12 protein-coding genes are annotated in these 23,585 nt (G+C 68.6%); 9 read left to right on the forward strand and 3 right to left on the reverse strand.

Annotated elements, in window-relative coordinates; all coding sequences use genetic code 11:
* The first annotated feature begins 69 nt into the window (after positions 1-69).
* The 8 genes from ACT89H_RS20580 to ACT89H_RS20615 all read left to right on the forward strand — a co-directional run bounded on the left by ACT89H_RS20580 (position 70) and on the right by ACT89H_RS20615 (position 15,244).
* Positions 70-1,110, forward strand: coding sequence for an alpha/beta hydrolase (locus ACT89H_RS20580; protein ID WP_445110245.1), 1,041 nt, complete (start codon positions 70-72; stop codon positions 1,108-1,110).
* Positions 1,111-1,331: 221 nt separating this feature from the next.
* Positions 1,332-3,131, forward strand: a complete 1,800-nt coding sequence (locus ACT89H_RS20585) for an alpha/beta hydrolase-fold protein (RefSeq protein WP_445110381.1) — start codon at positions 1,332-1,334, stop codon at positions 3,129-3,131.
* A 294-nt stretch (positions 3,132-3,425) separates the two neighbouring features.
* Positions 3,426-3,953 carry a DUF732 domain-containing protein gene (locus ACT89H_RS20590; protein WP_445110246.1) on the forward strand — a complete coding sequence of 176 codons (528 nt, stop codon included), beginning with the start codon at positions 3,426-3,428 and terminating at the stop codon, positions 3,951-3,953.
* Complete coding sequence (locus ACT89H_RS20595; protein WP_445110247.1) at positions 3,950-4,936, forward strand: cutinase family protein; 987 nt, start codon at positions 3,950-3,952, stop codon at positions 4,934-4,936. Before ACT89H_RS20590 ends, ACT89H_RS20595 begins: the two co-directional genes overlap by 4 nt.
* Before the next feature lie 169 nt (positions 4,937-5,105).
* A complete protein-coding gene (locus ACT89H_RS20600; protein ID WP_445110248.1) occupies positions 5,106-6,149 on the forward strand; it encodes an LLM class F420-dependent oxidoreductase in 1,044 nt (347 codons plus the stop codon).
* 190 nt (positions 6,150-6,339) lie between these two features.
* Entirely contained in the window at positions 6,340-8,253 is a 1,914-nt protein-coding gene (gene fadD32 / locus ACT89H_RS20605; protein ID WP_445110249.1) for a long-chain-fatty-acid--AMP ligase FadD32, read from the forward strand.
* Positions 8,254-8,363: 110 nt separating this feature from the next.
* Positions 8,364-13,703 carry a polyketide synthase Pks13 gene (gene pks13, locus ACT89H_RS20610; RefSeq protein WP_445110250.1) on the forward strand — a complete coding sequence of 1,780 codons (5,340 nt, stop codon included), beginning with the start codon at positions 8,364-8,366 and terminating at the stop codon, positions 13,701-13,703.
* Complete coding sequence (locus ACT89H_RS20615; RefSeq protein ID WP_445110251.1) at positions 13,700-15,244, forward strand: acyl-CoA carboxylase subunit beta; 1,545 nt, start codon at positions 13,700-13,702, stop codon at positions 15,242-15,244. Before pks13 ends, ACT89H_RS20615 begins: the two co-directional genes overlap by 4 nt.
* Positions 15,245-15,311: 67 nt before the next feature.
* Here ACT89H_RS20615 and ACT89H_RS20620 read toward each other — a convergent pair whose 3' ends face one another.
* Positions 15,312-15,809: a peptidylprolyl isomerase gene (locus ACT89H_RS20620; RefSeq protein WP_445110252.1), complete on the reverse strand. Its 498-nt coding sequence runs from the start codon at positions 15,807-15,809 to the stop codon at positions 15,312-15,314.
* A 223-nt stretch (positions 15,810-16,032) separates the two neighbouring features.
* Here ACT89H_RS20620 and ACT89H_RS20625 point away from each other — a divergent pair, with 223 nt between their 5' ends.
* Entirely contained in the window at positions 16,033-19,398 is a 3,366-nt protein-coding gene (locus ACT89H_RS20625; RefSeq protein WP_445110253.1) for an arabinosyltransferase domain-containing protein, read from the forward strand.
* A 245-nt stretch (positions 19,399-19,643) separates the two neighbouring features.
* Here the strand turns inward: ACT89H_RS20625 and ACT89H_RS20630 are convergent, their stop codons facing one another.
* Together ACT89H_RS20630 and ACT89H_RS20635 are read right to left on the reverse strand one after the other, a co-directional pair.
* Positions 19,644-19,802, reverse strand: coding sequence for a hypothetical protein (locus ACT89H_RS20630; protein ID WP_169332658.1), 159 nt, complete (start codon positions 19,800-19,802; stop codon positions 19,644-19,646).
* 261 nt (positions 19,803-20,063) lie between these two features.
* Positions 20,064-23,411, reverse strand: a complete 3,348-nt coding sequence (locus ACT89H_RS20635; RefSeq protein WP_445110254.1) for an arabinosyltransferase domain-containing protein — start codon at positions 23,409-23,411, stop codon at positions 20,064-20,066.
* Between the last annotated feature and the right edge of the window lie 174 nt (positions 23,412-23,585).

Consider the following 23,585-nt stretch of genomic DNA (forward strand, 5'->3'; position numbering starts at 1 on the left):
GGCAACACGGGTGCCGCTCGCCCCTCGGGTGGCCGGCGGCACCACAACAGCAGAAAGAGAGCAGGATTCATGCGTTTCGGCAGGGCCGCCGCGCCGAAGGGAACACAGTCGGGACGGCGAGGCGCACCTCGCGGTTGGCGTAATCGAATTCTGGCTGTCGGAGCCGCCGCGCTGGCGCTACCGATCGCCGCGGGTCTGGCGACCCCGACTCTCGCTGCCGCGGCGCCGTCGGCGCATGCGCCGGTGCTGCGGTCGCCCGCGGGTGGCTACGAGGACCTGATGGTCCCCTCCAGCATGGGCCCGATCAAGGTGCAGGTGCAGTGGGCCTCGCGCGGCGGTAACGCGGCGCTGTACCTGCTCGACGGCCTGCGCGCTCGCGACGACCGCAATGCCTGGTCGTTCGAGACCAACGCGATGCAGCAGTTCGCCAACGACAACATCACCCTGGTGATGCCGGTCGGTGGCCAATCCAGCTTCTACACCGACTGGTACGCGCCGTCGAACACGAACGGCCAGAAGACCACCTACAAGTGGGAGACCTTCCTCACCAAGGAACTGCCCGCCTTCCTGGAGGGCTACGGCGTGTCGCGCACCAACAACGCGGTCGTCGGCCTGTCCATGGGCGGTAGCGCGGCGCTGGCTCTCGCGGCCTACCACCGCGACCAGTTCAAGTTCGCCGCCTCCTACTCGGGCTACCTGAACATCTCCGCGCCGGGCATGCGCGAGGCGATCCGCGTCGCGATGCTGGACGCGGGCCGCTTCAACGTCGACGCGATGGCCGCGCCGTGGAGCCCGCAGTGGCTGCGGATGGACCCGTTCGTCTTCGCGCCGCAGCTGCGCGGCCTGCCGATGTACATCTCGGCCGCCAGCGGTCTGCCGGGCCAGTACGACCAGCCGAACTCGGCGGTCGGCGTGTTCAACACCGGCAACGCGATGGCGCTGGAAGCCCTGTCGCTGGTGAACACCCGCGCGTTCCAGGCCCGCCTGAACTCGCTGGGTATCCCGGCCCGGTTCGACTTCCCGGCCGCTGGCACCCACTCCTGGAAGTACTGGGAGGGTGAGCTGTTCGCCTCGCGCAACATGATCCTGGACGCCACCGGCGCCTGGTGATCTGATCCGCCTCGTCGCATTCAGGCCGCACCGATTCGGTGCGGCCTGAATTGTGTTCGGAGCGGCCACGATCGCGGTGCGGCGAACATAGTTTGCTGTGCAGCGCGTGTCTCCCGTAAACGTCGCTATAACGGGAGTACAAAGCTTTTGTGGCAGGGATTACGCGCGGTAGCTGGGGTACACGCGGGCGTCTCGTCGCTCGTTCGGCACGCGAGCGGCTCATGCTGCTCGCCACCGTGCTGGTGGTCCCGCTGGCCGCGAGCGTGTCCGTCGAGGCTCCCGCCGTCGCCGAGCCCACGGTGGCCGTGGCCGCACCCGCCCTGGAGAAGGTTCAGTGGCTCGGTGACCGTCGCGTCGCGCTGTGGGTGACCTCGCCGTCCATGGGGGTGCCGATCCAGGTCCAGCTGCTGCTGGCCAGGGACTGGAACGCCCACCCGGAGGCCAGGTTCCCGGTCTTGTTCCTGCTCGACGGTCTGCGCGCGACCGAGGACGAGAGCGGCTGGACGAAGGAGGCGGGGGCGGTCGATTTCTTCGCCGACAAGAACGTCACCGTGGTGCTGCCGGTGGGTGGGCAGTCCAGCTTCTACGCCGACTGGCTACAGCCGGACAACGGCCGTACCTACAAGTGGGAGACCTTTCTCACGAAAGAGCTCCCGCCGCTGCTGGAGAGTTATTGGCGTGCGACGCCGGTGCGGGGCGTGGAGGGCCTCTCGATGGGTGGCACGGCCGCTATGTTCCTCGCCGCCCGCAATCCGGGCTTCGTGCGGCACGCCGCGTCGTACTCCGGGTTCCTGACCACGACGACGCTGGGCATGCCGCAGGCCATCGAGTTCGCCATGCGCGACGCGGGCGGCTTCGACTCCGCCGCCATGTGGGGCCCGCAGACGGGCCCGGAGTGGGAGGCGCACGACCCATACGCGCTGGCCGACAAGCTGCGCGGAATCAGCCTCTACGTCTCCAGCGGCAGTGGCGCGATCGGTCCCTACGATCATGCCCTCGGCATTCCCGGGGTGAGCACCAACGTCGCGGGCATGGGGTTGGAGATCCTTTCCCGGCTCACTTCGCAGAACTTCGTGACCAAGCTGTCCAAGCTGGCTATTCCGGCACAGGTGAACTATCGCCCGTCCGGCACCCATTCCTGGCCGTATTGGGATTTCGAGATGCGCCAGTCCTGGAGTCAGGCCGCGTCCGCGCTGGGCGTCGATCCGGGCAAGCCGGCCTGTCAGCCGGGCGGCGCGATCGGCCAGGTAGCGGCCGCGGCGAATTGGCTCGGCGAATGCCTCACCGGGGAGTACGCCGTGGCAGGGGGCACCGCGCAGGACTTCAAGGGCGGCCGGGTGTTCTTCACCTCGGATAGCGGAGCGTTCCCGGTGGGCGGCGTCTTCGGGTCCGGGTACCAGGCGGCGGGCGGACCTACCGGGCCGCTCGGAATGCCGAGGGGCGAGGAACGCGCGCTGGACGACGGCCGCGGCCGGTTCCAGTCCTTCCAGAACGGCTCGCTGTACTGGACTCCGCAGACCGGCGCTCAGATGGTTCGCGGCGCGATCCTCGACGAGTGGGGCAAGCAGGGGTTCGAGCGCGGGCCCGCGGGTTATCCGGTCGCGGCGGAGGCCAAGACACCCAGCCGCGACGGCGCGGTGCAGGCGTTCGAGAACGGTCCGTTCTACTACAGCCAGGCCACCGGCGTGCATCGCGTCCAGGGCTTGATCCTCGGCAAGTACGCCCAGCTGGGCTTCGAGAACAGTCCGCTCGGCTTCCCGGTCGCCGAGGAGCAGCCGGCAAAGGACGCGGGCCGCTTCAGCCGGTTCGAAGGCGGGAATGTCTATTGGAGCCCGGTGTCCGGCGCCTGGGCGGTCCGCAACGGCCCGATACTGGACGCCTGGCGCGACACCGGCTACGAGAACGGCAAACTCGGCTACCCCACCGGCGACGAGTTCCCCATCTCGGACGGCGTGCAGCAGAACTTCCAGGGCGGTTTCATCACGCTGCGCGACGGAAAAACAGAAGTGCACGCGCTCTGAGCATGACCGTCGCCCATCCGGGCCAGGTGAAAGTCGTGCATATGGGCCCAGACCCAGCGCTTGGAGGCGTGCATCGGACGGTGAGATGAGTCGAATACGACCAATTGGGCCCAACTCCCAGTTCCCGAAGCGAGACCGAGCATGTGCCGCGAACACCCAGCGCCGCGGGCGCTGGAAACCGAACACAGCCACAAAGGGGCCGCGAACACGCCGCGCGAAGGCGCGGCAAATCCAACCCGGCTAGCCTGGTGGGCGACCCGACCCCGCTCAGCGACAGATCGAGGACAAGAATTCATGCATCGGACCCGTGGAAAGGTATTCGGCGTAGTCGTGGCGATTGCCGCGACCGGCCTGCTCGCCGCGTGCGGCGACAACGATTCGACCGCCACGAGCACGCCATCGCCTACCCGCACCACGACGACGGCGGCGGCGAGCACGTCGCCGGTTGCCTCGACACCCGCGGGCACCGCGCAGCCCACCCCCACGCCGGAGCAGCCCACGCCGACGGTGGCGCCCGAGCGTCCGCAGCCGGTGCCGACCGCGGCCGTCCCGCCCGCCGACACCTCGAAGCTCACCGACAAGGACAAGAAGTTCTTGGATGAGCTGGCCAAGCAGGGTGTCACCCCGTCGAGCCCGGACATCGCGCTGAGCATCGGCGCGTACGTCTGCCAGGGCACCGCCGCGGGCGCGTCCGACCAGGATCTGATGACCTTCGTCAACGCCATGGCGGGTTCCGACCCGTCCTTCGACCCGGCGAAGATGCCGGTGGAGAAGGCCGGACAGATCTACATCTCCACCGCTCGCGCCACGTACTGCCAGTGAGTTCTCGCGTCCGTTCGACCTCCCGCCGGTCCAAGCCGGCGGGACGTCTGCTCGTGATCGTCGGCATCCTGCTGATCGCCCTGGTGGTCGTGCTGCTGTGGTATCTGCTCGCGGGGCGTTTGCGCCCGCCCGGCCCCGGTCCGAAGCCGCCGGAACGGCCGACCTCGCAGCCGGCCGGTTGTCCCGACGTGCAGATGATCTCCGTACCCGGTACCTGGGAGTCCAACAGCGCCGACGATCCGCACAATCCGACGGCCAACCCGGTGTCACTGATGCTCAACGTCTCCGGCCCGATCGCCCAGCGATTCCCCAGCGAGCGAGTGGACGTGTACACCGTTCCGTACGTCGCGCAGTTCTCCAATCCGATCGCCATCCCGCCGGACGGCCAGCAGTCCTACAACAACAGCCGGTCCGAGGGCACCCAGCGGATGGTCGAGGCGATGGCCGCGCGGCACCAGGAGTGCCCGCTCACCACCTACGTGCTCGCCGGGTTCTCCCAGGGCGCGGTGATCGCGGGTGACGTCGCCGCGCAGATCGGCGCCGGCAGCGGACCCGTGCCCGCCGATCTGGTGCTCGGCGTGACGCTGATCGCCGATGGACGCCGCACCGGTGAGAACGGTCCGGGGCAGCCGATCCAGATCGGCACCCCGCCGCCGGGTGTGGGCGCCGAAGTCGCGCTGAAGGGGTTGAACGTGCCCGGCATCACGATGACCGGTCCGCGTCAAGGGGGCTTCGGCGCACTGGCCGATCGCACCTACACCATGTGCGCGCCCGGCGATCTGATCTGCGACGCACCGCGGGAGGCGCTGAATCCGTGGAACATCCTGGGCAGCGTGAACACACTGGTCCGGGCCGCGGGAAACCCGGTGCACGCCCTCTACAACACTTATGTCGTGGACGGCGACGGCACCACCGCGACGCAGTGGACGGCCAACTGGGCCGCGGGCCTCGTCGAGGCAGCGCCACATCCGGCTCATTCGTGAAAATTCACCGACCGTGAGATACCCCGCACCCGATTGGCGTGACAAGGGCAACTCGAATTGGGTACCACGCTGTAAAGTGCGCTGGTGATCGCGACGCCGGGCACCACCGCAGCGCAGACCCGAAGCCGGCGTCCGCCCGTATCTTCCTTACAGCCAGGAGCATGAGTTCATGACAGAAGCCGCCGCACCGGCCACCACGGCGAGCCGTGACGCGGATGCTGCGTTGTCCGCGCTGGGCACTCCGTTGCGTCCGTTCCGCTTCGCGGCGGCCGGCGAAGGCAACAAGCAGGAGGGCGGTGCGCGCAAGTTCGTGCAGACCGCTCAGCAGGCCGAGGAGTACGGCTTCGACACCTTCGTGGTGCCCGATCACCTCGGCGAGCAGATCGGGCCGATCGCCGCACTCGGCGCGCTGACCCAGGCCACCGAGCGGATCCGGCTCGGCACCTCGGTGCTGGCGAACGGTTTCCGCCACCCCGTCGTGCTGGCCAAGGACCTGGCGACCATCGACGTGCTGTCCAAGGGCAGGCTCGAGGTCGGCGTCGGCGCGGGCTGGATCAAGGAAGAGTTCGAGAACGCGGGCATCCCCTACGAGTCGCCCGGTGTCCGGCTGGAGAAGCTGGACGAGTCGCTGACCATTCTCGACGTGCTGCTGCGCGGCCAGGAGTGCACCTTCGAGGGCAAGCACTACCAGGTCCGCGGTGTCAAGGGGACCCCACGGCCGCGGCAGGGTCCGCGCCCCCCGATCTGCACCGGCGGTGGCGGCCCGAAGATGCTGCGGCTGGCCGCCAAGCACGCCGACATCATCTCCGTCGTTCCGGCCACCACCAAGGATGGCAAGGGCCTGCTCTCCGGCATCACCATCGAGAAGGCCGTGGACAAGGTGAATCTGATCAAGGAGGCCGCCGGTGACCGGTTCGCCGACATCGAGCTGAACTGGGCCGTCATCGCGGTCGTGATCACCGACGATCGCGAGAAGACCGCGGAGATGGCGCTGTCGGCGTTGGATCGGGGGCTGCATCCGAACCTGGAGGTCGACGTTCAGCTGTCCGTCGAGGACATCCTGAACTCGCCCTACGTGGCGATCGGCACATTCGAGGAGATCGCCGAGCAGATCCGCCGTGTGCGGCAGCTCACCTCGATGTCCTACGTCGGTGTATTCCCCACCCAGATGGATGCGTTCGCCCCCGTTATTCCCCTGCTGCGGGACGAGTGAGCCGGTCTTCTCTGTAACATGACTCTGGTTTGAGTACATCTAGCCGATAAGCGGTCACCGCGCAGACCGCACAAAATCTGCAGGCTGGCTCTGCACTTGGAGCACCCGCGGGCGAAAGCGAGTCGGGGCCTCACAGGTGAAAGCGGCGATCTCGCCGTCTTGCTGCGTGTGCCTCGGAGGAGAAGAAGGAATGGAAGAGACTTTCGACGACTACCTGGACGAAACCGGGAACATCCGCATTCCCGAGGATCACACCCTGGTTGATCACGTCGAGAAGCACACCCGGAACGACGCGAACACCCTGGCATATCGCTACATCGACTACTCGCGCGAGCGCGACGGCGAGGCGCAGGAGTTGACGTGGCGTGAGTTCGGTATTCGGCTGCGCGCGGTGGCCGCTCGACTGCAGCAGGTGACCAACCCGGGCGACCGGGTCGCGATCCTCGCGCCGCAGGGCTTGGATTACGTGATCTCCTTCTTCGCCGCGATCTACGCGGGCACCATTTCGGTCCCGCTGTTCGACCCGGACGAGCCCGGCCACACCGATCGCCTGCACGCGGTGCTCGGCGACTGTGAGCCCTCGGCCATCCTGACCGCGAGCTCCTCCGCGGCCGGGGTCCGGCAGTTCTTCCGCTCGCTGCCCGCCGCCCAGCGCCCGCGCATCATCGCGGTGGACGCGATTCCCGACAGTGTCGGCGAGAGTTGGGTGCGCCCGGACATCGCGATCGATGACATCGCCTACCTGCAGTACACCTCGGGGTCCACCCGGGTGCCCGCGGGTGTGGAGATCACGCACCGCGCGGTGGGCACCAACCTGCTGCAGATGGTCGACGCGATCAACCTGGACTGGAACTCGCGCGGTGTCACCTGGCTGCCACTGTTCCACGACATGGGTCTGCTGACGGTGATCCTGCCCGCGGTGGGCGGCAAGTACATCACCATCATGTCGCCGAGCGCGTTCGTGCGCCGCCCCTACCGCTGGATCAAGGAGCTGGCCGCGGTGTCCGACGGGGCCGGAACCTTCGCTGCCGCACCGAACTTCGCGTTCGAGCACGCCGCGGCGCGCGGTCTGCCGAAGAACGGCGAGTCGCTGGATCTGTCGAACGTCATCGGCCTGATCAACGGCAGCGAGCCGGTGACCACCTCGTCGATGAAGAAGTTCAACGAGGCGTTCGCCCCCTACGGCCTGCCCAAGACCGCCATCAAGCCTTGCTACGGCATGGCCGAGGCGACGCTGTTCGTTTCCGCCACCAAGGCCGAGGACGAGGCCAAGGTCACCTACGTCGACCGCAAGGAGCTCAACGCGGGACGCATGGTGAAGGTCGACCCGAGCCACGAGGACGCCATCGCGCAGGTGTCGTGCGGTTATGTCGCGCTCTCGCAGTGGGCGACGATCATCGATCCGGAGTCGGTGGAGTCGGGCGGCGGTCGCGAAGTGCCCGACGGGTACGTCGGCGAGATCTGGCTGCACGGCAACAACATGGGCATCGGCTACTGGGGTCGTCCCGAGGAGACCGCGACGACGTTCCAGAACAAGGTCACCGAGCGCCTGGCCGAGGGCAGCCACGCCGAGGGGACCGAGCCGGACGCGAACTGGATGCGCACCGGCGACTACGGCGTGTACTTCGAGGGCGAGCTCTACATCACCGGCCGGGTCAAGGACCTGGTGATCGTGGACGGCCGCAACCACTACCCGCAGGACCTCGAGTTCTCCGCGCAGGAAGCCAGCACCGCGCTGCGTCCCGGCTTCGTCGCGGCGTTCTCGGTGCCCGCCAACCAGCTCCCGGCCGAGGTGTTCGAGCAGGGCAGCCATTCCGGTTTGCAGTTCGACGCCGACGACGCGTCCGAGCAGCTGGTCATCGTGGGCGAGCGTGGTCCGGGTGCGGGCAAAGCCGATCCGCTGCCGATCGCCGACGCGGTGCGCGCGGCGATCTCCCAGCGCCACGGTGTGACCGTTCGTGACGTGCTGCTGGTGCCCGCGGGTTCGATTCCGCGCACCTCCAGCGGCAAGATCGCCCGCCGCGCCTGCCGGGCGGCCTATCTGGAGGGAACGCTGCGGGGTGGTTACACCCAGCAGGCTTTCCCCGATGCACCGGAAGAGTAATTGCCAGGGGCGGCCTCGGACCGACCATCGCCGCTCGGCGCCGAGCTTCCCACGCGCCGGGCGTCAATTCACGGTACGCCCGGTACGCAGACAGGTAGCTTGAGGAATTGATGGCTGACAACGAGGGCACGCCCACCCAGACGACCGACACCCCGCCCGTGGAGACCGTCGCCGACGCGCCGGCCCCGGCCGAGTCCGCGACGGGCGGCGCGCAGACCGACATGTCGGTGGCGGAGCTGCGTGAGTGGCTGCGGCGCTGGGTCTCCGAGGCGACCGGGCAACCGATCGAGCAGATCACCGTGGACCGGCCGATGGAGGAGTTCGGGCTCGCCTCGCGGGACGCCATCGCCCTCGGCGGGGACATCGAGGAACTGACCGGTGTGATGCTGAACGCGACGATCGTGTACCAGCATCCGACCATCGCCGCGCTGGCCGAGCGGATCATCAACGGCGAGCCGGACGTGCCGGAGGAAGCCGGGGACGACTCGTTCTACACCGCGGGTTACCGTCCCGGCGAGGCGCACGACATCGCGATCGTGGGTTTGTCGACCCGGCTGCCCGGCGCGGGTGAGACCCCGGAGTCGACGTGGGAATTCCTGATCGGCCGCGGTGACGCGATCCGGGAACTGCCCGAGGGCAGGTGGGAGGAGTTCGCCGGCGATCCGATGGCAGCCGAGGCGATCGCCAAGGGAAACACCCTCGGTGGCTATCTCGACCAAGACGTCATAAAGGGTTTCGACGCGGAGTTCTTCGCGATGTCGCCGCTCGAGGTGGAGCGCGTCGATCCGCAGCAGCGCCTGATGATGGAGCTCACCTGGGAGGCGTTGGAGCACGCCAGGATTCCGGCCAGCCAGCTCAAGGGCGAGTCGGTCGGCGTCTTCATCGGCACCTCGACCAGCGACTTCATGCTGATCGCCGCGCTCGGTCTCGGCGCGGACAACCTGTCCGGGCCGGCGTCGGCCGCCGCGTACGGCCTGACCGGCAGTTCGTCGTCGATCATCCCGAACCGCATCTCCTACTTCTACGACTTCCGCGGCCCCTCCGTCGCGATCGACACCGCGTGCTCGTCCACGCTGGTCGCCGTGCATCAGGCGGTTCGTGCGCTGCGCAGCGGCGATGCGGATCTGGCGCTGGCCGGCGGCGTGAACCTGATGTTGGCGCCGATGGCCACGCTCGGCTTCGATTCGGTCGGCGCGGTCGCGAAGGACGGACGGATCAAGGCGTTCTCGTCGGATGCCGATGGCATGGTGCGCTCCGATGGCGCGGGCTTGGTCGTGCTCAAGCGGCTGGCCGACGCCGAGCGCGACGGCGATCGCATCCTGGGTGTGGTCAAGGGCTCGGCGGTGAACTCCGATGGCCGCTCCAACGGCATCGTCGCCCCGAATCCCGACGCCCAGGCCGATGTGTTGCGTCGCGCTTACCGCGATGCGGGCATACCGCCGTCCACCGTCGACTACATCGAGGCGCACGGCACCGGCACTGCGCTCGGTGACCCGATCGAGGCGGACGCGCTCGGCCGGGTGGTCGGCCGTGGGCGCGAGGCCGACAAGCCGGTGCTGCTCGGTTCGGCCAAGACCAATTTCGGTCACCTGGAGTCGGGCGCCGGTGCGGCGAGCCTGGCCAAGGTGATCATGTCGTTGCAGCACAATGTCATTCCGCCGAACATCAACTACGCCGGTCCGAGCCCGTACATACCGTTCGGTCCGGCGAACCTGAAGGTCGTCGAAGAGCCCACCGAGTTCCCCCGCTACAGCGGCAAGGCGACCATCGGCATCTCCGGCTTCGGATTCGGCGGCACCAACGCGCACGTCGTCGTCCAGGAGTACGTGCCGACCGAGGCCCCGTTCTCCGAACTCGAGGCCCCGTTCTCCGAACTCGAGGCCCCGTTCTCCGAACTCGAGGCACGGCTGGACGAGGACGCGGTGACGGAGAGCGCCGCCGCGGAGACCGAATCCGAGGCCGGTGACGTCGTGGCCGAGGTGGTGGCCGAAGCCGCCGCGGAGTGGACCACCGAGCGTACCGAGCCGTTGCCGCAGATCCTGGCCGTGTCGGGTTACCTGCCGTCGCGCCGCCGTCGGGCCGCCGCCGAGCTGGCCGACTGGCTGGAATCCGAGGCGGGCGCGCAGACCTCCCTCGCCGACGTGGCGCGGTCGCTGGCCAAGCGCAGCCACTGGCGTTCGCGCGGCGTGGTGCTGGCCAAGACGCACGAAGAGGCGATCGCCGGACTGCGCGCCATCGCGGCGGTCAAGCCGGGCGCGGGCGTCTTCACCGCCGACGCGCCCGCGGCCATGGGTCCGATATGGGTGCTCGCCGGTTTCGGCGCGCAGCATCGCAAGATGGGCAAGCAGCTCTACCTGGAGAATTCGATCTTCGCCAAGGCCGTCGACGAGGTCGACGAGCTAGTGCAGGACGAGGCCGGGTATTCGGTGCGCGAGCTGTTCCTCGACGACAGCCAGGACTACAACGTCGGCACCTCCCAGGTCGGCATCTTCACCATCCAGGTGGGTCTGGCCGCGCTGCTGCGCGCGCACGGCGCGGAACCCGAAGCGGTGGTGGGTCATTCGATGGGTGAGGTCGCGGGCGCGTACATCGCCGGTGGTCTGAACCTCGAGGACGCGGTGCGTGTGATCTGCGCCCGTTCCCGCCTGATGGGCGAGGGCGAGCAGATGATCAGCGACGACGACGTGCGCAACATGGCGCTCATCGAGTACAGCGCCGAGGATGTCGCGAACCTGCTGTCGGAGTACCCGGACGTCGAGGTCGCGGTATACGCGGCGCCGACGAACACGGTGATCGGCGGTCCGCAGGACCAGGTCGCGGCGATCGTCGCGCGAGTGGAGGCGGCGGGCAAGTTCGCCCGGGTGCTGCAGACCCGCGGCGCGGGCCATACCTCGCAGATGGATCCGCTGCTCGGCGAGCTGGCCGCGGAGCTGGCCGGTATCGAGCCGACCAAGCTGAAGACCGGTCTGTACTCGACGGTGCACTCCGAAGAGTTCTTCCGCTCCGGCCACGACCCCATCCACGACGAGGACTACTGGGTCAAGAACATGCGCCACAGCGTGTACTTCACCAACGCGGTGAAGCTCGCGGTGGACGCGGGGCACACCACGTTCTTGGAGCTGGCGCCGAATTCCGTCGCGCTGATGCAGGTGCTGGGCACCACCTTCGCCGCGGGCGTGCACGACGCGCAGCTCATCCCCACGCTCAAGCGCAAGGAGGACGAGTCGGCGGGCGTGATCGCCGCGTTGGCCCAGCTCTACGTGCACGGGCACAAGGTGGATCTGTTCTCGCTGGTCGGTCCGGGCGAGTACGCCGACGTTCCGCGCACCACGTTCGTGCGTAAGGAGTACTGGCCGAAGGTCCGGTTGTCCTCGGGCGGCAATGCCCGGGTTCCCGGTGCGCATGTCGCGCTGCCGGACGGCAGGCACGTCTGGGAGGTACCGGCGTCCTCGGTGACTGATCTCCCCGGACTGGTGCGTGCCGCGGCGGCGCAGGTGCTGCGCGACGTGTCGCTGGGCGCGTCGATCCCGTACGCGCCGATCCCGGCCGCGAGCACGCTCACCACCACGCTCACCCCGCATCCCGGCGGCGCCTCGGTGCAGGTGCACGCCAAGGAGGGTGGCGCCTTCCGCCTGGTATTCGACGCCGTGGTGACCTCCGGTGCTCCGCTGCCGGAACCTGTTGTGGCCGAACCGATCCCCGCGGTCGCCGCGCAGCCGCAGGGCGATGCCGACCTCGAGGTCGTGGAGACCTTCGGCGACCGATGGGATCCGGACGGCACACAGACCGTCGAGGAGCGGCTCGCGCTGATCGTCGCGGAGTCCATGGGTTACGCGGTCGAGGATCTTCCGATGGAGATCCCGCTGATGGAGCTCGGCTTGGACTCCCTCATGGCGATGCGCATCAAGAACCGGGTCGAGTACGAGTTCGACATCCCACAGTTGCAGGTGCAGGCCGTGCGGGACGCCAGCCTGCACGAGGTCGGCAAGGTGCTGCGCTACGCCATCGAGCACCGCGACGAGGTGCAGGCGATGGCCGATCAGCAGGCCGCCGACAAAGCCGCGGGCGGTACGGGCGAGTTGGCCGTCGACGCCGATTTCATCGCCACGGCCCGTGCGGCCCTGGCCACCGGCGCCGACCCGGTCGCGGCGGTGACGGGCGCCACGTCCACCTCGCCGGACGCCGGTACGGCCACCGTCACACCGGCAACCACTGTGACCGAGGCGGATACGGCTCCCGGAAGCCAGGAGAAGGCTGTCGAAGGGGAATCGGCACTCGTGGCCGAACCGGTCGCTCAGGCTGCCCCGGCTCCGGCCACGCCCGCGGCTGTGTTCGGCGGCGGCGCGCAGCAGTCCGCCGACGAGGACGACGTCCCGCCCCGCGACGCCGCCGAGCGCCTGACCTTCGCCACCTGGGCGGTGGTCACCGGTAAATCGGCCGGAGGCATCTTCAACACGCTGCCGATCCTCGACGAGGACACCGCGGAGAAGCTGGCCGCGCGCCTGACCGAGCGGGTCAAGGCCGAGGTCACCGTGGATGATGTGCTCGACTGCGAGACCATCGAGCAACTGGCGGACATCGTCCGCGAGTTGCAGGACAGTGGCGCGGACGTGGACGGATTCGTTCGTCCGCTGCGGGCGCGGCCGGAAGGCTCGAATGCCGTGCCGGTCTTCGTGTTCCATCCCTCCGGGGGCAACACGCTGGTGTACGAACCCCTGCTGAAGCGGCTGCCCGCCGATACGCCGATGTACGGCTTGGAACGGGTGGACGGCTCCATCGAGGAACGTGCCCGTCAGTACCTGCCCGAGCTGCGCAAGCTCCAGGGCGATGGTCCGTTCGTGCTGTACGGATGGTCGCTGGGTGCGGTGCTGGCCATGCAGACCGCGCAAATGTTGCGTGCCGAGGGTGCGGACGTCCGCGTGGTCGGCCTGATCGATCTGGCCATTCCGACGCAGGGCGAGGACAACAGTCCCGAGGAGCGGGTACGCCGGATCGAGCGCTACCAGGTGTTCGCCAAGAAGACTTACGGCGTCGACGGCGAACTGGACCGCGAACAGCTCGAGACGCTGGCCGCGGCATCCGACGAAGAGCAGTTCAAGATGATCAGCGACCTGATCAAGATCAGCGGTACCAAGATTCCCGGTGGTGTGCTCGAGCACCAGCGCACCTCGTGGATCGAGAGCCGTGAGCTCGCCAAAACCCAGCCGTCTCATTACGACGGCAATGTGGTGCTGTACCTCGCCGATCGCTATCACGACGGGATGATCGAACTGGAGCCGCGCTTCGCCGATCGCTTGCCCAACGGCGGCTGGACCGAGTACATCCCGAATTTGGAGGTCGTCCACATCGCCGGCGACCATCTGCAGATCATCGACGAACCGCGGATCGGCAAGATCGGAGCCGACTTGACCGCGAAGCTCGCCGCGATCGAGGCGAAAGGGGCCAAGTGAGCACTACTGCCGAAAAACTCGCCGACCTACGCAAGCGCCTGGAACTGGCGCAGGAGCCGGCGGGTGAAGCAGGCGTGGCCAAGCGGGCGAAGAAGGGCATTCCCAGCGCCCGCGACCGGATCAACATGCTGCTCGATCCGGGAACCTTCGTGGAAATCGGTGCGCTGGTACGTAACCCGGGCGATGCCGCTGCGCTCTACGGCGACGGCGTCGTGACCGGGCACGGCTTGGTCGAAGGCAGGCCCGTGGCGGTGTTCTCGCACGACCAGACCGTCTACGGTGGTTCGGTCGGCGAGATGTTCGGCCGTAAGGTGGCCGGGATCCTCGAGTACGCGGCCAAGGTCGGGTGCCCGGTGGTCGGCATCAACGATTCCGGCGGTGCGCGCGTGCAGGAAGCGGTGACCTCGCTGGCCTGGTACGCCGAGCTGGGGCGGCGGCAGGAGCCGCTGTCCGGCCTGGTTCCGCAGATCTCGATGATCCTCGGCAAATGCGCTGGTGGCGCCGTCTACGCCCCGATCAATACCGACGTGGTAGTGGCGACCGAGCAGGCGTACATGTTCGTCACCGGGCCGAAGGTGATCCGGGAGGTCACCGGCGAGGAGGTGAGCCTCGAGGAGCTCGGCGGCGCGCGCAGTCAGGCCGAGTACGGCAATATCCACCACGTGGCCAAGGACGAGGCGGCCGCGTTCGAATGGGTGCGCGAGTACCTGAGCTATCTGCCGACCAGTTGCCAGGAGTTGGCGCCGATCGTGAATCCGGGCTTGGAGCCGGAGATCACCGAGACCGACCTGGAGCTGAACTCGATCGTCCCGGATTCGGACAACGCCGGGTACGACATGCACGAGATCCTGCTGCGCATCTTCGACGACGGCGCCTTCCACGAGGTCGGCGCTTCGGCGGGGCGCAACGTGATCACCGGCTTCGCCCGGGTGGACGGCCGCAGCGTCGGCGTGGTGGCCAACCAGCCGATGGTGTACGCGGGCGCGCTGGACGCACGCGCCTCGGACAAGGCGGCGCATTTCGTTCGGCTGTGTGACGCGTTCGAGATCCCGTTGGTGTTCGTCGTGGACACGCCGGGGTTTCTGCCCGGTGTGGAACAGGAGAAGATCGGCGTCATCAAGCGTGGTGGACGGTTCCTGTTCTCCTATGTGGAGGCGTCGGTGCCGAAGGTCACCGTGGTGATCCGCAAGTCCTACGGCGGCGGTTACGCCGTGATGGGCTCCAAGCAGCTGGGCGCCGACGTGAATCTGGCCTGGCCCACGGCGCGGATCGCGGTCATGGGCGCCGAGAGCGCGGTCAGCTTGATCGGAGCCAAGCAGATCGACGCCGCGCCCGAGGAGCAGCGGGCGGCGATTCGCAAGCAGATGATCGACTTCTACAACGCCACCGTGGCGACGCCGTGGGTGGCCGCAGAACGCGGCTACATCGACGCGGTCATCGAGCCGTCGGCGACCCGGCTGGAAATCCGGCGTGCGCTACAGCTGTTGCGGGACAAGGCGGTTGCCCGCAATCCGCGCAAGCATCACCTGCTGCCTTTGTAGCAACCGGAATACGATCGGGCCGCACCCCTTGGGGCGCGGCCCGATTCGCGTTGTGCGTCTCGAATGATCAGCTGACGGTGGCGGATTCGATGACGACGTCATCGACCGGCACGTCCTGATGCATGCCCGCCGAGGATGTGGCGACGCCCGCGATCTTGTCGACCACGTCGGTGCCCTCGGTCACCGCGCCGAAGACCGCGTAGCCCCAGCCCGACGGGGTGGGAGCGGAGTGGTTGAGGAAATCGTTGTCGGAGACGTTGATGAAGAACTGCGCGGTGGCCGAATGCGGGTCGTTCGTGCGCGCCATCGCGACGGTGTACTTGTTGTTCTTCAGGCCGTTGTTCGCTTCGTTCTGGATCGGGGCTTTGGTGCCCTTCTGGCGCAGGCCGGGCTCGAACCCGCCGCCTTGGATCATGAAGCCGGGGATGACGCGGTGGAAGATGGTGCCGTTGTAGTGGCCGGCGTTCACGTAGTCCACGAAATTGCGCACCGTGTTCGGCGCTTTCTGATCGTCCAGTTCGAGCACGATCGATCCGTAGTTCGTCGAAATATTCACCTTGGTCATACGCTTACCTTTCCATCCCCGGGTAGCCGGATGCGTCATATGGGTACTTTTACGGTGCCCGGTCCGGACAAGGGCGGCTGGTCTCGACCTACTTGGGTAACTCGCCGGGAACGCCCGGAACCCGCGCGGCACCGGCGCAGGACCTGACCGCGACTTCTGTGCTGCCCGACTGGCACGGCCTAAAGACCCGGAGCGGCGGGGGAGGCAGCTAGCATTGCCAACCGTGCCCGACGCCGCAACCGCTGTTCTCACCAAACCGCCCGCCGCCCCGATAGTGACCCCGAACGATTTCCGGGCCGCCCGGCTCATCGCGCTGGTGGCCGGAGTGCTCGGCGCGCTGTTCGCGCTGGCGACGCCGTTCCTGCCGGTCACGCAGACGACCGCGGTGCTGAACTGGCCGCAGGGCGGGACGCTGAACAACGTGCAGGCGCCGCTGATGTCCCAGGTCCCGATCGACCTGAAGGCGACGATCCCGTGCGTGACGATCGCCCAGCTACCCGAGCGCGGCGGCATGCTGCTGGCGACCGCGCCGCCGCAGGGTGATCGGGCCGCGCTGGAGGCGATGTTCGTACGGGTCTCGGAGACGTCGGTGGACGTGGTCGACCGCAACGCGGTGGTGGTGTCGGCCGACCGGAGCCGCATGGGCGAGTGCACGGCGCTGACCATCGACTCGAACAGTGACCGCACCTTCGCCGGGTTCACCGGGCTCACCAGGCGGGTGGAGCGGCCGGTCGAAGGCGGGGCGTCAGGGGCGACGGAATCGGTCATCGTGCCGGTGGAAGGGCAGCTCGGCGGTGATCTGCGGCCCCAGGTGGTCGGTGTGTTCTCCGACCTGAAGGGCGCGGCGCCGACCGGTTTGTCGTTCACCATGACCGTGGACACCCGGTTCTCGTCCAGCCCGACCGCGATCAAGCTGATCGCGATGATCGCGGCGGTGCTGTGCACGCTGATCGCCCTGGCGGCGCTGGCCCGGCTCGACAGCAGCGACGGGCGCGGGCACCGCCGGTTCCTGCCCGCGAACTGGCTGAAGCCGACCTGGGCGGACGGCGCGGTGGTGGGCACGCTGCTGCTGTGGCATTTCGCGGGCGCGAACACCTCCGACGACGGCTACATCCTCAGCATGGTGCGGGTGGCCCCGCACGCGGGCTACATGGCCAACTATTTCCGCTGGTACGGCGTGCCGGAGGCGCCGTTCGGCTGGTACTACTACGTGATCCAGATCTTCTCGCAGATCTCCACCGCCAGTCCCTGGGTCCGGTTGCCCGCGCTGGCCTGCGCGATCCTGTGCTGGCTTGTGATCAGCCGCGAGGTGGTGCCCCGTCTGGGCCGCGGGGTGCGCACCAGCAAGGTGGCGCTGTGGACCGGTGGACTGGTGTTCCTGGCGTTCTGGCTGCCGTTCGACAACGGTCTGCGCTCGGAGCCGATCGTCGCGCTCGGCGCGCTGCTGACCTGGGTGTCGATCGAGCGGGCCATCGCGACCGGACGACTGCTGCCCGCCGCGGTGGCCGTGCTGGTGGCGGCGTTCACCCTGGCAGCCGCGCCGACCGGTCTGATGTGTGTGGCGGCGCTGCTGGCCGGTATCCGTCCGATGGTGCGCATCGTGGTGCGCAAGCACCGGCAGTTCGCCGCGCTCGGTGCCGGGCGGTGGGGCTCGACGCTGCCGCTGCTCGCGCCGATCGCCGCGGCCGGCGTACTCGTGCTGACGGCCGTCTACACCGATCAGACCTTCGCGGGCATCCAGGAGGCCAACCGGGTGCGCCAGGTGACCGGGCCGAACCTGGCCTGGTATGAGGACTACCTGCGCTACTACTACCTGTTCGTGGAGACCGTCGACGGCTCGCTGTCGCGCCGCTTCGCCTTCCTGGTGATGCTGCTGTGCCTGTTCACCACCATGCTGGTGCTGCTGCGGCGCAGGCAGGTGCCGGGTATCGCGAGCGGGCCGACCTGGCGGCTGATGGGCGTGGTCTTCGGAACGATCTTCTTCATGATGTTCAACCCGACCAAGTGGACCCACCACTTCGGCGCCTACGCGGGCATCGCGGGTTCGCTGGCGGCGGTCACCGCGGTCGCGGTCTCGGCGAGCGCCCTGCGGGCCCGCAAGAACCGGGCCATCTTCCTGGCCGGGTTGCTGTTCGTGCTCGCGGTCGCGTTCTCCGGCATCAACGGGTACTGGTACGTGTCCAGCTTCGGCGTGCCGTGGTTCGACAAGCGCGTCTCGCTGCACGGCTACCAGTCGAACACCTTCCTGCTCGTGCTGTTCGGCGTGGCCTTGGCGCTGGTCGGCTGGTACGCGCTGCGGGAGGACTACACCAAGCCGCAGCCGTCGGCCAAGACGGCGCGCGGCAGGCGGATCCGCCGGTTCGCCGCGATCCCGCTGACCGTGGTCGCCGCGCTGATGGTCGCGCTCGAGGTACTCTCGCTGGTGAAGGGCGCGGTCTCACAGTATCCGGCGTACTCACTGGCCCGGTCGAATATCGACGCGCTCGGCGGCAGCACCTGCGGCCTGGCCAACGACGTGCTGGTCGAGCCGGACCCGAACGCGGGCAAGCTGGAGCCGATCATCGATCCCGCGCATCCACCGACCAATCCGTCCGATCCGCTGGCCGGCGTCGACCCGGTCGGATTCGACCCGAACGGCGTGCCGAACGACCTGTCCGCAGACACCGTGGAGGTGAAGCCGGGTACCGGCAACACCTCCACCCAGTCGGTCGGCGCGGCGTTCGCGGAAGGGCAGAGCGCGGGCACCGGCGGCGGTCAGGGCGTGCGCGGCGTCAACGGCTCCACCGTCGCCCTCCCGTTCGGCCTGGACCCGGCGACCACGCCGATCCTCGGTAGCTACCAGAACGGCATGCAGCAGCCCGCGAACGTCACTTCGAGCTGGTACCAACTGCCCGCGCGTTCGGCGGACAAGCCGCTGGTGGTGATCTCCGCCGCCGGTCGCATCCTGTCCTTCGACGGCACCGGGGCGATGAAGTACGGCCAGTCGCTGACCGTCGACTACGGCAAGCGGCAGCCCGACGGCAGCGTGCAGAAGCTCGGCACCTACCTGCCGCGCGACATCGGCCCGTCCCCGTCCTGGCGTAACCTGCGTGTGCCGCTGGACGAAATCGCGCCCGACGCCGACGCCGTGCGCATCGTCGCCAACGACCCGATCCTGATCGGTGACCAGTGGCTGGCGTTCACGCCGCCGCGGATGCCCGAACTGCGGACCCTCAACAGCCTGCTGGGTTCCCAGCAGCCGATCCTGCTGGACTGGGCGGTGGGCCTGCAGTTCCCGTGCCAGCGGCCGTTCGACCACCGCAACGGTGTGGCCGAGGTGCCGGGCTACCGCATCCTGCCGGATCGCCCGCTGGCCGTCAGCTCGACCAATACCTGGCAGGCCGAGGAGTTCGGCGGTCCGCTCGGCTTCGCGCAGATGCTGGCCAAGTCCACCACCGTGCCCACCTACCTGAAGGACGACTGGGCGCGCGACTGGGGTTCCCTGGAGCGCTACGACCAGTACGATCGCAACGCCGTCCCGGCCAAGCTGGACACCGGCACCGCCACCCGCTCGGGCTTGTGGTCTCCGGGCAGTATGCGGGTGTTCTGACGTTCGGGACCAGTCGGCTAGAGGGCCGTCGCGCAGGAAACCTGTGCGACGGCCCTTTGTTGTCACGCGTCAGGTACGGCGGCGCGTCGCGAATCGCCGGGGTATGAGTGCTGCGGACGTGCCGATACCCGTCGATGTCGCGTTCAGCGAGCCGACTATGGGCTAAGTGCCCAGACGCAGGGCCGCCGCGCAGGTGAATCCTGCGCGGCGGCCCTGCCGTATGTCGCCGGTGCGATGCCGGGCGCTCAGACCTTCAGCCGAAGGCCGAGCTCGCGCCGGAGCACCTCTTGCGAAGGGAGGCGGCCGAGCACGCGCAGCACCGCAGGCCGCAGCTCCCGTTGTTCCTCTTCGTTGAGCAGTCCGACAAGATCGCGCAGATCCATTTCATCGAATGCCGTTGTCATGGCAATCAGATTAAGGCCACCGGTCCGATTCGTCATGCGATGCGTAGCCACAGGTGGGGGCGCATTTTCAGACCGGACAACCGGTTTTCTGCGCGGTCGAGGCGTAGCGTTTTCCGCGCGGCGATGATGTCGTCCATGCGGGCCTCCGCCGACCCTTCGACCGCACTCACGACCGGCTGCGGGCTGTGCCCCAGCGGGGCGAGTTCGCAGCACGCTGCGGCGAATCGTGAGAAGGCACTCCGCCATGTGTCACTCGCGGGTTCAGCGGACGCGGATGGGGTCGTCGGTGGCGAGGCCGCTACGGGTTTCGACCGTGACCCCGATGGTGGCGGGGGTGGTTTTCGGGTCGTAGGGGGTGAAGCGTTCGAGGGAGCCCCAGTCGCGGGCCCAATCGCGGTTCAGGTAGGCGGGGACGGTTTGGGCTTTCAGTAACAGGCCGGTCCAGCCGAGCGGGCCGCCGCCGATGTCGTCCTGCCAGGCGTTGGAGGCGTCGGAGCCGACCCGGTCGGGCAGGATGCGCCACTGCGGGATCTCGCCGACGCCGTCCTTGTGGTCGAACGGCCGCTGGCACGGGAAGGCGAGACCGACGTGCCAGTCGAGCAGCACCGGAGCCTGCGACCCGACCACGGAGTTCAGCGTGGCAAGCTTGGGCAGCCGGGGCGGGGTGACGGCCAGCCACTGCTTGGGCGTGATGTCGTTGTCGATCGCCACCAGCCGCACCGCGTTCACTTCCGCGGGCAGCCGGTCCAACGGCACCCGCAGGTTGCGCCAGGACGGCGCGGGACCGATGTCCAGCGGATCGATCGAGCCGAGCTCGCGCACCTCGCCGTCCGCGCCGCGGACGCCGTACTCCAGGTGAAGTTCCTGGCCGTAGGTGAGTACACCGTCGGCGTCCACCGAGCGGATGCGGCCCGCCGCGGTGATCGCGAGCACCTGGTAGGCGGGGTCGTGACGCATGCTGTCGGTCAGGTCGAGGCGGTACCACTGGGTGGTCAGCTTCGCCTGCTGCTGCTCGCCCTCCTGGTAGCTGCCCAGCACCGGGGTCTTCGCCGGGTCGAGGCCGAACGGCAGCGCGACGGTGCTGCCGTTGATGCCCGCCTGCTCGGTGGTGCCGCCACCGGTGCCCGCGCCGGTGGTGTTGGTGGTCTTGTTCTCCGAATCCTTGTCCACGGAGTTCGCGCCGCCGGTGACCGTCTCCTCCGCGTCGGCGGTGAGGTCGCGCGCTACCCCGTTCGGGGTGAATCCCTTGTTCTGCGCGGCCAATCCGTCGGCGGGCGATCCGGTGACGGGTTGCAGCAGCGAATCAGCGGTGTCGGTCTCTACGAGTACCTCGTTCGCCAGTGCGCACGAATCCCCGCCGACCGATTCCACATTCGACTTGGTGATCGAGTAGGCGGGATATTGCGTGGCCGCGGCCTTGGCGAGCGAGGCGACCTCGAAGATCACCAGCAGCGCGGCGGCCACGGTCAGTGGCGCCGAGCCCCACCGGTCGAATCGCCGTGTCGCCCCGCCGGTCTCGCGCCGGTACGGCTCGCGGTAGTGCTGCCAGATGGCGACCAGCAATGCGAGGCCGCTCAGGCCCAGGAACAGCGTGGACAGCCCCTTGCCCGCGATCAGCGGCGCTTTGTCCCACCACGGGACACCGTAGCTGGACACGTACCACCAGCCGTTCGAGCCGGTGAACGTCACCGCGAGCAGGAACAGCACCGCGGCGGCGAACAACGCGCGGTTGCGCGGCGAGCGAATACCGGCGGTGCCCACCGCGACCGCCGCGAGCGCGGCCAGCGATCCGGCCAGTCCGGCGTACACGCCGAAGTGGTGGGTCCACTTGGTGGGAGTGAACATCATCAGGAACAGCGACGCGAACACGATGCCGAGAATGCGCACCGAGGGGCCGCGTGAGGTGCCCGGGATCCGGCCCTTCCGCAAGACTTGCAGCACGCATACGAGCAGGCACAGCAGCATGACCAGGACGCCGAACCGCCGCGCCAGCGAACCGTCCGGCGAGAGCATGAGCAGCGAGTCCCAGCGGGTGCGCTCGTCGAACCAGGCGACGTTCGGTCCCACGATCGTGCGCACCCGGGTGGCTTCCAGCACGGTCGCCAGCGTCTGGTCGGCGAAGATCACCGCCAGCACCAGCGTTCCCGCGGCCAGGCCGGGGGCGATCGACGCGGCGAATCGGAAAACCGTGCTCGCCCGGGACGGTGTGCGCACCTGGACGGGGGCGTTCACCGCGGCTGCTGCTCCGGTGGAACCTGCGGCGGCCGCATCGGCGTCGGGGCCGGTCCGGGCCGGGACGGCACCGCGCGCACGCTTGATGATGATCAGCAGCACCGGCCGCGAGCCCGCGATCAGCGCCGCGATGCAGATCAGGCCGGTGGGACCTGCCGCCAGCGAGAACGCCGCGATCAGGACGGCCACCGCGGCGGGCAGCAGCCGCCCGGTCGCGATGGCGCGTTCGATCGAGCACCAGGTGAGCAGCGCGCCCGCCGCGATCAGCGGTTCGGGGCGCAGGCCGTTGTCGTAGGGCAGCCAGAAGGCGAGGAACACCAGGCCCGCCGTCCACAGCGCCACCTTGTTTCGGCGCACCCGCGCACCGAGGCGGGGCAGCACCTCGCGGCTGATCACCAGCCAGCAGATCACGCCCGCCAGCAACGTGGGCAGTCGCATCCACACGCTGGCGTCGGAGATCCGGGACATCCAGGCCAGCACCTCATACGACCAGCCGAACGGCGCCTCGGGGACCGCGAACCAGCGGTAGTAGTTCGCCATGTAGCCCGCGTGCCCGGAGACGCGCGCCATATTGAGGATGTAGCCGTCGTCGGAGGTGTTCGCCCCGATGACGTGCCATAGCGCCAGCGTGCCCAGCACGACGCCGTCCGCGGGGGTGACCCGCCACCAGTGGGCGGGCAGGAACCGGCGCGGTCGGCGCCCGTCGGCGGTGTCCAGCAGGTGCAGTGCGACGAGTGCGATCAGCGTGAACACGGCGGCGGCGATCATGGCGGCCAGCTTCAGCGGCGTCGGCGTGGAGGAGAAACGCGAGTCGATGTCCGCGTGCACCCGCGCCCCGGCGAGCCGATCGGCCTTCAGATCGGTGAACACGCCCACCAGCTGCGGCCGGATGTCCCGGGCGACCGTGGACCGGAACGGCGTGCCGTCCTGCCGGGTCACGCCGGTGAGTTCAGCGGTCGTCGCCGCGGCGGTCGACTCGATGCCGATCGCGGTGCAGGACCCGACCTCGGCCAGCGGCGCCGACAACAGCGGGATGTCGCGCAGCACCACCGAGAGGACGCCGTCGGCGACCGAGACCACCAGGCCCTTGGTCGCCGCCTGGCCGGAGGCCACCGGGGCCGTGGACAGCAGCGTGCCTCCCGATCCCAGCTCTGCCGTCAGCGCGCAGGGCAGTGTGGCATGAAACCGCAGCGGCTCGTAGGACACCAGCGGCGCGGCCACGCTCCCGGCGCCGGACTCGGGCCAGTCCAGGCTCGCCCGGTCCTGCCGCACCGGCAGCAGCGGGGTCAGCACTGCCAGCAGGAATCCGAGAAGCCCGGAGAGGAGGGCGATCAAGCGGATACGGGTGAACGCTCGAGTAGATCGGTCCGGTCGCACGGTGGTTGATGCTAGCCACCGCCCGGTGTGCTGCCGACCGCCCCCGACGTGCGCAGCGTATGAACCTCCCGCAGCCGGACCTCCGCCACCCGCGTCGGTGTGCATCCGAGCAACTGTGTCACGGTCTCGCGCAGCACCTCTGCGTTCTTCGCCGCGGGCGATCCCTTTCTTCCC

It is taken from the genome of Nocardia aegles (genome assembly GCF_052545135.1).